The sequence below is a fragment of the Ruegeria sp. CDSA241 genome, from assembly GCF_059611265.1.
This window is the reverse complement of the sequence record NZ_JBXWPF010000004.1, coordinates 163,049-175,391: the sequence shown is the minus strand read 5'-3', so window position 1 is coordinate 175,391 and position 12,343 is coordinate 163,049. Positions and strand designations below refer to the sequence as shown.

Below are 12,343 nucleotides of genomic sequence, written 5' to 3'. Positions count from 1 at the left end.
CTGCCTGAAATCTTTGAATGACAGATGCCCCCCAGACGGTCAATTAGTTTGTAACACAAGCAAAGCTGAGGCAAGGTAAGCGTATGAAAACAATAGCTCTCACGATTTCTTTGACTCTGTTGCTAACTGCGTGTGGGCCGCTTTCCCTGTATTATCAAGAGGGCGAGACAGTTTCGCAAATGCAGTCGGAAACGACCGGATGTCAGGTTCAGTCCCTCAAAGACGCCCCCGTTGCCAATCAGGTGCGACAAGGGGCACCAACCTATTGGCCAGGTCGCACCTACTGCGATGGTCGGGGAAGGTGTCATCGCACCGGAGGCTGGTGGCAGCCCGGTCAGATCTATACGGTCGATGTGAACAAAGGGCTGCGCAACAAGCTGGAAGCACAATGCATGGCGCAGAAAGGCTATCGCCCGGTCAGCCTTCCGCCTTGCAAGCAGGGCGTAAAGTCGCGTGTTGCTGCGGTCCCAACAACACAGCTGCCACCGCTCAGCACAGATTCATGTTTCGTCAAATTCGACAACGGAACGTTTCAGATAATTACCCCAGGTCAGGCAGGGTAAAGGCCGGCGGATCACTCCGCCGGTTCAGCCTCGTCCAGTTGTGCAACTCGCGCCCCCGATTTGTTCGAGGTCACAACGCCCAGAGATTTAAGCTTACGATGAAGCGCGCTGCGTTCCATGCCGACAAAGCTGGCAGTGCGGCTGATATTGCCCCCGAACCGGTTGATCTGGGTCAGCAGATATTCACGCTCGAACGCCTCGCGAGCTTCGCGCAACGGCAAGGTCGCCAATGCCCCGGACAGAACGACGCGACCTGATTCATCGGCTTTTTCTTCTTCGTTTGGCAGCTCACGCGCTTCGATCGGGCCCGTACCGTCACCCAGAATGAGCACCCGTTCGATCAGGTTCTTAAGCTGACGCACATTGCCCGGCCAGGTCATGGTCTGCAGCAACGCGACAGCTTCGTCTGAAATCTCGCGCACCGGCAGGCCCTGGGATTCATTGCACATTTCAATAAAAAACTCGGCAAGAACCGGAATATCCTCGCGCCGATCTTCTAGCGAAGGCACCGAAATAGGCACAACATTCAGACGATGGTAAAGTTCTTCCCGAAAACGATCAGCGGCGATTTCTGCATCAAGGTCACGATTGGTCGAAGAGATCACCCGCAGGTCGACCCGAACCTTGTCGGTACCTCCAACCCGTTGAAACTGTTGATCAACCAGAACCCGCAGGATTTTTGACTGGGTTCCCATGGGCATATCTGCCACTTCATCAAAGTAGACGACGCCACCATGGGCCTCTTCCAACAGGCCTGCCTCAACCCCGCGTTCGGTAGTTTCACGGCCGAACAGAACCTCTTCAACGCGCTCCGGCTCGATCCCGGCACAGTTCACGGTCACGAAGGGCGCATTTGCCCGGTTCGATTCTGCATGGATATAGCGCGCGGCGATTTCCTTTCCTGAACCGGCAGGTCCTGTCAGCATCACACGCCCGTTGGACTTGGTAACCTTGTCCAGTTGGCTCTGCATTGCCCGGAACGAGGCCGATTTGCCGATCATATCCGAGCTTGTGACCTCTTTCCGCTTTAGCGAGGCGTTTTCGCGGCGCAGGCGCGAGGTTTCCATCGCGCGGCGGATCACAACCATCAGCTGGTCGATGTTAAAGGGCTTTTCGATAAAGTCATACGCCCCCTGCTTGATCGCAGCGACAGCGATTTCGATATTCCCGTGGCCCGAAATGATCACCACCGGAATGTCTGGGTTGTCGCGCTTTACAGTCTTCAGAATATCAATCCCGTCCATCCGGCTGTCTTTCAGCCAGATATCCAGGATCAAAAGCCCCGGGGGTTCGGAATTGATGGCTGCCATACACTCGTCCGAGTTGCCAGCCAGCCGGGTGGAATAGCCTTCGTCCTCGAGAATATCGGACACAAGCTCGCGAATATCACGCTCGTCATCTACAATCAGAATGTCGCTCATCTTTGGCCTGCTTTCAGTTTGTTTGTATCAATTGCCTGCTTTTTCGGCGCTGAATTTGAGGAAATATTGCTCACGGGCAAACGGATCACGGCCATTGCGCCAAAATGGTCCTGTCCGTCAAATACGGGGGCGTCCTCAAGTGTCAGCACCCCGCCATGTTCTTCGATAATCTTTTTGACGATCGGCAGCCCCAGCCCAGTGCCCTCGTCGCGTGTGGTCACGTAAGGCTCAAACAGCCGCGCACGATCTTCCGGCAAGCCGATACCGTTGTCGGCAATGGTAATTACTGTGCCCGCATCGTCACCGATCACAGTAACCTTGATCTGAGGCTTGAGGTTCTCAGGCGCCCCTTTTTGTTTCAGCGTTTCAATCGCTTCGCCTGCATTCTTGATCAGGTTGGTAAGCGCCTGATTCAGCATTGTTGCGTCTACATCACCTGAAATCGGCTGATCTGGAAGCATCGCTTCGATTTCGACATCCGGCTGACCGGCTTGCTGCAAAAGAACAGCCTCGCGCACCAACCCCACCAGATTCTCTTCGTGCCGATCCGGTTCCGGCATGCGCGCAAACTTTGAAAATTCATCCACGATCCGCCGCAGGTCATTCGTCTGGCGAACGATCACATCAGTCATGGATACAAGGATATCGCAATCATCCTCATCCAGTTTGGACGAAAACTTTCGTTTGATCCGCTCGGCGCTCAGTTGGATCGGGGTCAAGGGGTTCTTGATCTCATGTGCGATGCGGCGCGCCACATCACCCCAGGCTGCCATTCGCTGTGCACTGACCAGATCGGTCACGTCGTCAAAGGCAACCACATATCCTTCAAGCCCGCCATCTTCGCCGCGGCGGATCGCCATGCGGACCAAAAGGTTTTCCAAATGGCCTTTTCGCGTGACTTTGATTTCACCCTGCACAGCCTCTTGCCCGCTGTCCTTGAGACTTTCGAACAAAGGCATGAATTCGGGCACCGCAATTCCAATGGCAAGATGTTCCTCTCCACGGGACCAATCCAACAGGCGTTCGGCGGATCGATTCACAAACGTCACGCAACCATCGGGGTCGACACCAACAACACCAGATGTGACCGAGGTCAAAACCGAATCGAACAGCCGACGCCGGCGTTCGATCTGCCGTGTGTTCTCCAAAAGGGTATCGCGCTGCCCTTTCAACTGTCGGGTCATCTGATTGAAATAACGGCCCAGCATCGCAATTTCGTCATCGGTGGCTTCTTCGATAACCTGAACGCCCAGATCGCCTGCCCCGACACGCTGCGCAGCGGTGGTCAGGCGTCCAACCGGGCGCGAGAGACGCTCGGCGAACCACATTCCCAGCGACACTGCAGCCAGGATCAGGATCACGGCAAAACCCAGATAAAGCAGGCCGAATTCAAACAATACCCGTCCGCGTTCACTTTCAAGCTGTTGATAGAACTGGACTGTTTCCTTGGTATCGTCCAGCAGCGTCAGCAACTGCCCGTCCACTTCCCGGCTGACATAGAGATACCGATCAAGATAAGCCTTCAAAGGCACAAGCGCCCGAAATTCACTGTTTTGCCAATCGGCAATGATCAGCAATTCATTCTCAGTCGCCTGGGCCATCTGTTCGGAGGTCGGCTTTTCGAAGTTGAAAAGATAAGAGCGATCCCCCCGGGATCGGATTTCGCCATTTCCATCAATGACATAGGCCTCACGCAGACCGCGCTGGATTTGCGCCTGCCCTTGCGCCAGAACCTCTCGCAGTTCAGCATCGGAAATATAGAAATCGCGCGTCCGGGCATTGTCCAGAAAAAGCGCCAATACGACGGCGTCTTGCGTCAGGCCCTCTCGGTGTTCCTGTTCATAAGCTTCCGCAGCAGTAAGTGAGGATCCGACAACCTGCCTTACGCGGTCGGAAAACCAGCCCTCAAGACCAATATTCACCGTCAGACCGGCAAAGATTGCAACCGTGACAGTCGGCACCAGAGCCAACAGCGTGAAAGCTCCGATCAGTCGCAGGTGCAAACGGGACCCCGCGGATTTGGCCCGGCGCGCTGCAATCAGGTTGCCTACCTGACCCAGAACCAGCGCCGCAACCACGAGAACATAGACCAGATCCGCAAGCAGGATCAGGCGCAATGAGGGCGCGGTTGCCCCCAGATCGAATGGACCAATGACCAGATAAGTGGTCAAAGCCAGCACCGGGCCCAGCAAAACCAGACCCAAAGTTCCAAAATTGCGCAGCCTTCGGGATTTTCGCCACCGATTGACTGATAAAATCAGCCCGCTCTGTGCTCGGGTTGCCACCGTCTGCCCTCATCCTGATGTGCCGCTTGCGCGACTTACCGCCATATGTCGTGGTCGTTGCCCGGTCGAAACCCGGATGCCACGCTTTGTGTGGCGATATTACATCAGTTTGCGCCGCCGTGTCACCTGAATATCGAGCTCTGTTATCTTTTTGCGCAGCGTATTCCGGTTAATCCCTAGAAGATCAGCACATTTTGCCTGATTTCCCCCGGTCGCATCCAGGGCCAGTTCAATCAAAGGCGCCTCAACCTCACGCAAAATACGCTGATATAGACCCGGAGGTGGCAACATATTTCCATGTAGATCGAAATAGCGGCGCAGGTGGCGTTCGACCGAAGCCGAGAGCTTTTCGCGTTCTCCATTGCCCAGCACCGGCTCGGCTTCGGGTTGGCTGCCCAGCACCGACTCGACCTCGGTTTTGGAGATTTCATCGGCGCGGCTGGTCAAGCTCAAACGACGGACCGCATTTTCAAGCTGCCGTACATTTCCGGGCCAGGAATAGCGCCGTACCAGCTCGACCGCATCCGGACTGAACCAGCGTTTCGCGCCATGTTCGCGTTCTTCACGCGCCAGGAAATGATCCGCAAGCAAGGTGATATCATCGACCCTTTCGCGAAGGGCCGGAACATGCACTGTCGCACCGCAAAGGCGATAATACAGGTCTTGCCGGACGCGCCCGTTCTCCATGGCTTCGGTCAGGTCCGATTGGCTCGTAGCCATGAACCGAGGAACATGATCGCCTGGAGTGTCCATCATCCGAACGAGACGCGCCTGCAATTCGTCATCAATATCCGCGATCTCGTCGATAAGCAGCGTACCGCCCCGCACCCGTGCCATGACGCGCGCCGGGCCTTCAAGATCCCGCAGGTCGGCGGCAGTGGCCGTTACAAATGGCAGCGTCCTGCGATCGGAAAAATCATGTATCGCTTTGGCGATCAACGACTTGCCCGTTCCACTCTCGCCCGAAATCATGACCGACAGATCGGTATTCATCACCCGCGCCACCAAGCGATACAGCGCCTGCATCACTGGTGTCCGCCCCACCAGAGGCAGCTCTTCCGGACGCTCTTGGGACGTGCTACCGGCATCTGACGGCGTGCGCTGTTTCTGTTCCAGCGCGCGCGCGGTACGCTTCATCAAATCCGGCAGGTCGAAGGGTTTCGGCAGATAGTCATAAGCTTCCGCCTCGGCTGCCTGGATGGCCGTCATGATCGTGTTTTGCGCCGAAATCACGATGACCGGTAATCCCGGTCGGTCCTGTGCGATTTTTGGCAACATCTCGAGCCCATTGCCATCCGGCATAACTACATCGGATATGACCACGTCGCCTTTGCCCTCGGCCACCCAACGCATCAAAGTGGTCAACGACGAGGTTGCATGCACCTTACACCCAGCGCGTGTCAGGGCCTGTGTCAGAACGGTCCGAATTGTGCGGTCGTCATCTGCAACCAGTACTGTTCCATCCATCAGGTGCTTTCCTTATTCTTGCTCTTTCCGGCGATTTATTGACTATTTCGCGTCACGCGGCGCGCGCCTCAGAGAGATGCGAAATTCCGTTCGTCCCGGAACCGACTCAGCCGAAATCCAGCCGTCGTGGTCCGAAATGATCTTGCTGACCAGCGCCAGCCCCAGGCCGGTGCCGTTTTCCTTGCCCGACACAAACGGGTCGAATATCTCGCCCCGAATCTTCTCCGGCAGACCGGGGCCGTCATCGGTCACTTCGATTTGCAGTGGCAGAGAATGACCTGACCCGTCGCTGCGCCGCAGGCGGAAAGAATGTTCAAAATACGTCCTTAACCGAATGGTTCCCCCTTTAGGATCAGCGGCTTCCGAGGCATTCTTTAACAAATTCAAGATGACCTGCAGAAACTGATCCGGGTCGCCATAAGCAAGTGGCAACGACGGGTCGTAATCTTCGATGATCGTCATATGGGCACCGAAACCCAACAGGGCCGACCGCCGTGCCCGATCCAGCACGTCATGTATGTTGACCGGTTTGAAATCGGGCTCAGAGAGATTTCCGAATTGTTCAACCTGCTCCAACAGTTTTACGATACGGCGACTCTCTTCGACAATAAGATCTGTTAATTCAAGGTCTTGCTGCGAGATATTCATGCTGAGAAGCTGCGCCGCGCCAGTAATTCCTGCCAGAGGGTTCTTAATTTCATGCGCAAGCATCTCGGCCATGCCTATCGCCGATTGCGCAGCAGATTTCACCGTGTTTCCACGGGTCATACGCCCAGCAAGTTCACGCGGCGTGATGATCATGATCATTGACCCCGTGTGTCCTACAAGCGGCGCGATCTGAAGCGCACATTGCAACGGCGCGCGGTTGCCTGACCCTACATCCACATCGTTCACAAATAGTGGCGTACCTTGCTGACGCGCTCTCAGAAACGCTTCTTCTAATGGAGCGTCCACGGCAATCTGATCCCAGACGGGATGCCCGATCACGGATTTGCGCGAGGCGTTCAGGAACCCTTCACCGGCGGAGTTTATGTCTGCGATCCGGTCACCTGCATCTATGACAAAGGCAGGAACCGGTAGCGAGGTCCAGATGCTGTGATCCGAGGTCATGCCGCCACCTCTGCATCACTGCCAAGTGCAGCACTCAACAGGTGCATCACCTCGTCCGTGTTGCGCGAAGTCAGCACCGCCCGGCGCAACGGGGCCGGTGTTCCAGCCTCATCCATATACCAGCCGAGATGCTTGCGAGCGACGCGCAGGCCCAGATCCAAACCATAAAACCCCAGCATGGCCTGATAATGGGCACGAACCATGTCGATCAGATCACTACCAGCGGGAATGAATGGCGCCTCTGCCCCGTATAGCTCATGCCCCATCTGCGCCAGTAGCCACGGTTTACCCTGCGCCCCACGCCCAACCATGACCCCATCGGCGGCGGACTGATCCAGCGCTATGCGTGCAGCGCCAGAATCAACAATGTCACCATTCGCAATCACCGGAATCGAGACCGCTTCTTTGACCGCCCGGATTGCGCTCCAATCGGCATGCCCTTTGTAGAACTGGCAACGTGTGCGGCCATGGATCGTGACCATTCGTATCCCAGCATCCTGCGCCCGCCTTGCCACATCGGGCGCGTTCAGCAATTTGTCATCCCATCCCAACCGGGTTTTCAGCGTCACGGGCACGTCCACGGCGCTGACAACGGCGTCGATCAATGTCAGCGCGTGGTCAGGTGTCTTCAGTAGGGCCGAGCCCGAATATCCATTTGTCACCTTCTTGGCCGGGCAGCCCATATTGATATCAATCACGCGCGCACCCCGATCAGCGACCTGGCGGGCCGCCTCGGCCATCCAATACGCCTCGCGTCCGGCAAGCTGGACAGCAGTGTTTTCCACATCCGCAGACAGCTCGGCCCGTTCGCGCACACCGGGTTTGGCCTGCACCATTTCCTGGCTGGCCACCATCTCACTGACGACCATCCCGGCCCCAAAGCGCATCACCAGATCGCGAAACGGACGATCAGTGATTCCGGCCATGGGCGCCAGTAGTACGGGCGGGTTCAAATCTTTGTCGGCAAGTCGCAGAGTCAACGTGCTTAATCCTTGAGCAGTTGCAGCTTTGATATCGAATTGAGTGCATATGAACAACAAAACCGCCATGAACAAGCATGCAAAATCATCGTTTGCCTATTTTTTAAGCAGATGAAACCGAGTGATTGCCTCTGCTTTCACCGCACCCTAAACATTGCCCTTAACTCGTCGGAGAGCACGACACATGACGACCGCAGCTATCATTGTCGCCGCAGGACGCGGTCAACGCGCCGGAGGCGGCACGCCAAAACAGTGGCGCCATCTGGCAGGTCGTCGGGTGGCCGACTGGACCATCGACCGATTCCGCGGGCAAGTCGATCACATCGTCCTTGTGCTGTCGAAGGAGGATGCCCCCGCCTGGGAAGAATTTGAAAGCGCCGATCTGATCCTCGCGGAAGGCGAGTCAGACAGAGCAGGATCGGTGCGCAGCGGGTTGTCGGCGTTGAACGGCATGAATGTGACCCGCGTCTTGATCCACGATGTCGCACGTCCTTGTGTCAGCACCGAGATCATTGATGCCGTTCTGGCCGCTCTGGACAATTTCCCCGGTGCCGCACCTGGCCTTGCGGTGACGGACGCCTTGTGGACAGCAAGCGACACTATGGTCACTGGCACGCAGGATCGATCCGGGTTGCATGCAGCGCAAACCCCGCAGGGCTTTCACTATGACGCAATCGTCGCTGCCCACACCGCGCATCCCGGAGGTTCAGCGGATGACGTGGAAGTCGCGCGCGCCGCCGGGCTGGACGTCTGCATCGTGCCGGGCGATACGGACAACCTGAAAATCACCCGACCCGAGGATTTTGCCAGGGCGGAACGCATATTGGGAACGGATATGGATGTAAGGCTGGGGAACGGCTACGACGTGCATCGTTTTGGTGACGGGGATCACGTATTCCTGTGCGGTATCAAAGTTCCGCATAACCGATCGCTTCAGGGGCATTCTGATGCGGATGTCGGTATGCACGCAGTCACCGATGCGATTTACGGAGCATTGGCACAAGGGGATATCGGACAGCACTTTCCGCCCTCAGATCCCCAATGGAAAGGCGCGGCAAGCGAAATTTTCCTGCGCCATGCGGTCGAGTTGGCCGGGCAGATGGGATATCGTATCTCGAATGTCGACTGCACGCTGGTCTGCGAATACCCCAAGGTCGGGCCTCACGCCGCGGCCATGCGGGCAGAGATGGCGAAGATCATGGAATTGCGCCAGGATCAGATTTCGGTCAAGGCCACAACCTCCGAGCGTTTGGGCTTTACCGGGCGTGCTGAAGGAATTGCTTCTATTGCAACAGCTTGTTTGGTGAAATCATGACCGTTGCACAACTGATTGGCACTGTTTGTGGCGTCGGATATCTGCGACCCGCCCCCGGCACCTGGGGGTCTTTGGTAGCCCTGCCCTTGGTATGGGTTCTGCATACTCTGGGCGGCTTCCCCTTACTGGCGGTCGCGACAGTCGCGGTGTTTTTCGGCGGTCTGTGGGCCACGCGGGTGATGACCGCCGGGCAAGAAGACCACGACCCTTCCGAGATTGTGATTGACGAGGTCGCAGGTCAGTTCCTCGCACTTTGGGCGATATCCTATCCCAGTTGGGCGCACGGGATCGACATTACAGCGCTGTGGCCAGGTTGGGTAACTGGGTTTGTACTGTTCCGCCTGTTCGACATCCTGAAACCCGGCCCCGTGGGTTGGGCTGACCGGCGCGGCGATCCCATGGGCGTTATGCTGGACGATGTGATTGCCGGGGTATTCGCGGCCATAGGCATCATGTTGGCCGCCGGGTTCAGCCACGGAGTTCTGGGGTTGTGACCGTTTCCGACCTGCTAGAAAGCGCCAAAGCGAAAGGGGTGATGATCACCACCGCCGAAAGCTGCACTGGCGGGATGGTCGCTGCGGCTCTGACCGACATCCCCGGCAGCTCTGCGGTCGTTGAGCGCGGTTTTGTGACCTACACAAATACTGCCAAACAGCAAATGTTGGGTGTCCGCAAGGAATCATTGGATGCCCATGGCGCGGTTTCTGAACAGGTCGCGCGCGAAATGGCCGAGGGTGCCTTGCAGAATTCACAGGCGCAACTGGCAGTGTCGGTTACCGGCATTGCAGGCCCGGGCGGATCCGAGTTTAAACCCGAAGGCCGGGTATGTTTTGGTGTGGCCGGTGACGGCATCCCACCCATGACAGAAACCGTCGAATTCGGCGCATTGGGCCGCGATCGGGTGCGCCGCGCTGCGCGGGATCACGCGCTGGCACTGCTGTCAAAGGCACTTTTCAGCACTGCCCAATAATCGGGCATGCTCGACAATTTGACGCCCAATTAATCAACTCTTCAAAAAAGGCCCCTGAAATAGGCTGCTTTTTTGGGCTCTGCCTCTTTTTTCCCCAGTCGCAATCCGCTTCAAGCCCCGCCACGCATTCTGTAAAGGAGAGTGGCTGATGAATGGAGCCGATACCGCCTGGATCATAGTAGCAACTGCACTGGTCCTGTTCATGACACTTCCGGGCCTGGCCCTCTTCTATGGCGGCCTTGTACGCGCCCGCAACGTGCTGAGCGTGTTCATGCACTGCTTTAGCATCGCCTGCTTGATGAGCATTCTCTGGCTGGTCGCAGGATATTCCATCGCCTTTGGCCCCGGTGAAAGCGGGATTTGGGGCGGGTTGGACAAGGCCTTTCTGAATGGTGTTGATGCCGACAGCCTGGCCGGCACCCTGCCCGAAATTCTGTTCTTTGCCTTCCAGATGACCTTTGCCATTATCACCCCCGCCCTGATCGTCGGTGCTTATGTCGAACGGGTCGGCTTTGGCTTTGTTCTGACCTTCTCTGCCCTGTGGATGCTGCTGTGTTATGCGCCCGTGGTCCATTGGATATGGGGCGGCGGAATGCTGAGCGATGGCGGCATTTTTGGCGAGATTGGTGTGCGAGATTTCGCCGGTGGCATCGTGGTGCATGAAACGGCAGGTCTGGCCGCTTTGATCATTGCCGTTGCACTCGGCCCGCGCCTTCACCGCACAACGCCCCCGCATAATCCAGGCTATGTCATGATCGGCGCTGCGATGCTGTGGGTCGGCTGGTTCGGCTTCAACGGCGGCTCGCAACTGGCTGCAGATGGCGGTGCCGCGATGGCGATGACCGTGACGCATCTTTCGGCGGCCACTGCATCCCTGACCTGGGCCTTGTGGGAGAAAATTCGCTTTGGCAAAGCCTCGATGGTGGGTCTTGTGACCGGAACCATCGCCGGTCTCGCCTCGATTACCCCAGCATCGGGTTTCGTCGGCCCGGTTCAGGCGCTGATCATCGGCGGAGTCGCAGGTATCCTGTGTCAGGAAGCGGTCTATGTCATGCGCAACATTTTGAAAATCGACGACACGCTGGACGTGTTTGCGGTGCATGGCGTTGGCGGCATCTTTGGCACGATCATGATCGCCTTGTTCGGTCTGGGTACCTGGACCGCGCAGCTTGGCGGGTTGGCAATCGTGGGCGTCTTTACCGCTGTGGTGACCTTTGTGCTGATCAAGCTGGTCTCAGCCGTCACGCCGCTGCGTGTGGATGCCGAGACTGAGACCAATGGCCTTGACTTGTCGGTGCATGGCGAACGTGCCTACGACATGTCAAGCTAATCACCAAGCCATTATGAAAGCTTACAGCGGGCCCCATTCGGGCCCGCTTTTCTTTTGCCTGCCCTCTCGACTCTGACGGCAGCAGCAGGCTATCAGCCCCGAAGGTTTTTCAGCTCAGAGGTCCCGCCATGATCCCCAGTTCCTTTCCCGACAGCACCGAAATCGCCCGTCTGACCGCGCGGATGCTACTGGAAATCAAGGCCGTTCACTTCAATTCGCGCGAGCCATTCACATTGGCCAGCGGACTGCCCAGCCCGACCTATATCGACTGCCGAAAGCTGATCTCGTACCCGCGCATCCGGTCTACTCTGATGGATTTCCTGACCGTTACAGTGATGCGGGATGCGGGCTTTGAAGCGTTCGACAATATCGCTGGCGGCGAAACTGCGGGCATTCCCTTTGCCGCGATGGTCGCTGAACGCATGGCCCTGCCGATGACATATGTGCGTAAAAAGCCCAAAGGCTATGGCCGCAACGCCCGGATCGAAGGCGCGATGAACGAGGGCGAGCGTGTGTTGCTGGTTGAGGATCTGACCACCGATGGCGGATCCAAACTGTCCTTCGTTGATGCGATCCGCGAAACCGGCGCGACCTGCGGGCATACGGCGGTGATCTTCTATTATGGCATCTTTCCGGAAACCGAGAAAACTCTGGGCGATCATGGGGTGAAACTGCATTCGCTGTGCACCTGGTGGGATGTTTTGGCCGAGGCCAAAGCACAGAAAGCCTTTGATACGGAAACACTTGACGGTGTCGAAGCCTTCCTGAACGACCCGCGCGGCTGGCAAGAGGCCAATAAACCCTCCTAAACCTGTTGTGGATGGATTGGGGATAAGCGTCAAAGAATCGGCTGAGCATATACGATATCTGGTGACTTTTCCCCGCTTTCCTACATAATAGGC

General features: G+C 57.0%; 11 protein-coding genes. 6 read left to right on the top strand and 5 right to left on the bottom strand.

The window, feature by feature from the left end; genetic code table 11:
• Positions 1-83 precede the first annotated feature (83 nt).
• Positions 84-563 carry a hypothetical protein gene (locus tag AC2FJV_RS05590; protein WP_142633522.1) on the top strand — a complete coding sequence of 160 codons (480 nt, stop codon included), beginning with the start codon at positions 84-86 and terminating at the stop codon, positions 561-563.
• A gap of 11 nt (positions 564-574) precedes the next feature.
• On the opposite strand, the gene ntrX is transcribed toward AC2FJV_RS05590, so the two are convergent.
• The 5 genes from ntrX to dusB form a co-directional block, all read right to left on the bottom strand.
• Positions 575-1,984 carry a nitrogen assimilation response regulator NtrX gene (gene ntrX / locus AC2FJV_RS05585; protein WP_142633520.1) on the bottom strand — a complete coding sequence of 470 codons (1,410 nt, stop codon included), beginning with the start codon at positions 1,982-1,984 and terminating at the stop codon, positions 575-577.
• Positions 1,981-4,269 (bottom strand): sensor histidine kinase NtrY-like, encoded by a 2,289-nt coding sequence (locus tag AC2FJV_RS05580; protein ID WP_496688272.1) that lies wholly within the window; start codon positions 4,267-4,269, stop codon positions 1,981-1,983. Before AC2FJV_RS05580 ends, ntrX begins: the two co-directional genes overlap by 4 nt.
• Before the next feature lie 99 nt (positions 4,270-4,368).
• Entirely contained in the window at positions 4,369-5,736 is a 1,368-nt protein-coding gene (locus AC2FJV_RS05575) for a response regulator (protein ID WP_496712962.1), read from the bottom strand.
• A gap of 42 nt (positions 5,737-5,778) precedes the next feature.
• Positions 5,779-6,846 carry a two-component system sensor histidine kinase NtrB gene (locus AC2FJV_RS05570; protein WP_496712960.1) on the bottom strand — a complete coding sequence of 356 codons (1,068 nt, stop codon included), beginning with the start codon at positions 6,844-6,846 and terminating at the stop codon, positions 5,779-5,781.
• Positions 6,843-7,826 (bottom strand): tRNA dihydrouridine synthase DusB, encoded by a 984-nt coding sequence (gene dusB, locus AC2FJV_RS05565; RefSeq protein ID WP_425596233.1) that lies wholly within the window; start codon positions 7,824-7,826, stop codon positions 6,843-6,845. Before dusB ends, AC2FJV_RS05570 begins: the two co-directional genes overlap by 4 nt.
• A gap of 184 nt (positions 7,827-8,010) precedes the next feature.
• Here dusB and AC2FJV_RS05560 point away from each other — a divergent pair, with 184 nt between their 5' ends.
• The 5 genes from AC2FJV_RS05560 (at position 8,011) to AC2FJV_RS05540 (ending at position 12,250) form a co-directional block, all read left to right on the top strand.
• The gene (locus AC2FJV_RS05560; RefSeq protein ID WP_281994541.1) at positions 8,011-9,141 is read left to right on the top strand and encodes a bifunctional 2-C-methyl-D-erythritol 4-phosphate cytidylyltransferase/2-C-methyl-D-erythritol 2,4-cyclodiphosphate synthase; all 1,131 of its coding nucleotides are present in this window, start codon (positions 8,011-8,013) and stop codon (positions 9,139-9,141) included.
• Complete coding sequence (locus tag AC2FJV_RS05555; protein ID WP_142633508.1) at positions 9,138-9,635, top strand: phosphatidylglycerophosphatase A family protein; 498 nt, start codon at positions 9,138-9,140, stop codon at positions 9,633-9,635. Before AC2FJV_RS05560 ends, AC2FJV_RS05555 begins: the two co-directional genes overlap by 4 nt.
• Complete coding sequence (locus AC2FJV_RS05550) at positions 9,632-10,111, top strand: CinA family protein (protein WP_496712958.1); 480 nt, start codon at positions 9,632-9,634, stop codon at positions 10,109-10,111. The genes AC2FJV_RS05555 and AC2FJV_RS05550 overlap by 4 nt, the downstream gene beginning before the upstream one ends.
• Before the next feature lie 148 nt (positions 10,112-10,259).
• On the top strand, positions 10,260-11,441 hold the full coding sequence (locus tag AC2FJV_RS05545) for an ammonium transporter (RefSeq protein ID WP_282027374.1): 1,182 nt from the start codon (positions 10,260-10,262) through the stop codon (positions 11,439-11,441).
• A gap of 128 nt (positions 11,442-11,569) precedes the next feature.
• Positions 11,570-12,250, top strand: coding sequence for an orotate phosphoribosyltransferase (locus tag AC2FJV_RS05540; protein WP_142633501.1), 681 nt, complete (start codon positions 11,570-11,572; stop codon positions 12,248-12,250).
• The last annotated feature ends 93 nt before the right edge of the window (positions 12,251-12,343 follow it).

Excerpts from the sequence above, each read along its gene's own strand:
- AC2FJV_RS05590 (WP_142633522.1), top strand. The coding sequence starts at position 84 with ATGAAAACAATAGCTCTCACGATTTCTTTGACTCTGTTGCTAACTGCG.
- ntrX (WP_142633520.1), bottom strand. The coding sequence starts at position 1,984 with ATGAGCGACATTCTGATTGTAGATGACGAGCGTGATATTCGCGAGCTT.
- AC2FJV_RS05575 (WP_496712962.1), bottom strand. The coding sequence starts at position 5,736 with ATGGATGGAACAGTACTGGTTGCAGATGACGACCGCACAATTCGGACC.
- AC2FJV_RS05570 (WP_496712960.1), bottom strand. The coding sequence starts at position 6,846 with ATGACCTCGGATCACAGCATCTGGACCTCGCTACCGGTTCCTGCCTTT.
- AC2FJV_RS05560 (WP_281994541.1), top strand. The coding sequence starts at position 8,011 with ATGACGACCGCAGCTATCATTGTCGCCGCAGGACGCGGTCAACGCGCC.
- AC2FJV_RS05555 (WP_142633508.1), top strand. The coding sequence starts at position 9,138 with ATGACCGTTGCACAACTGATTGGCACTGTTTGTGGCGTCGGATATCTG.
- AC2FJV_RS05545 (WP_282027374.1), top strand. The coding sequence starts at position 10,260 with ATGAATGGAGCCGATACCGCCTGGATCATAGTAGCAACTGCACTGGTC.
- AC2FJV_RS05540 (WP_142633501.1), top strand. The coding sequence starts at position 11,570 with ATGATCCCCAGTTCCTTTCCCGACAGCACCGAAATCGCCCGTCTGACC.